Annotated in this window: 1 pseudogene; it reads right to left on the reverse strand. The window is 68.1% G+C overall.

The annotated features are described in order from the left end of the window. Positions 1 to 24: 24 nt before the first annotated feature. Positions 25 to 395: pseudogene (locus TN53_RS42750) on the reverse strand (endonuclease I); the annotation flags it as partial.

Genomic DNA, 395 nt, shown 5'->3' on the forward strand with positions numbered 1-395 from the left:
CTCCGCTTAGAAGTCCTTTCCGGATTAGATGCTTCGCAGTCGGCCTTCCTTTTGCAGGTCGGCCCATGGGTAGACGTGGCGCATCGGCTTGTACCTGGGCCGGGGCGAGTGGGTCGCTTCCAGCAAGGTGGCCAGCGCGCGCCGTAGCGTGTCCCCGTCGGCGCTGCTGATGCCCGCGTAGTAAGCGTCGCGCGCGGCGGAGTCGGTGGCCCGGTCGTAATAGGGCCGTTCCCTCGCGAGCCGGAGGGTGACCAGGGCGGCGTTCACTTCATTCTCGGCCGCGGAGGTCCTGTCCGTTCGACCGGCGGGGGGAAGCGTCGGCGTGGTCGCCGGCACAAGGGCAACGGCAGACGCAGTAGTGGTGACCACTGTCGGGTCGGCCGTGTCGAGTCCGA

Origin of the sequence: Streptomyces sp. WM6386 (assembly GCF_000972385.1) — a bacterium.
Classification (GTDB): domain Bacteria; phylum Actinomycetota; class Actinomycetes; order Streptomycetales; family Streptomycetaceae; genus Streptomyces.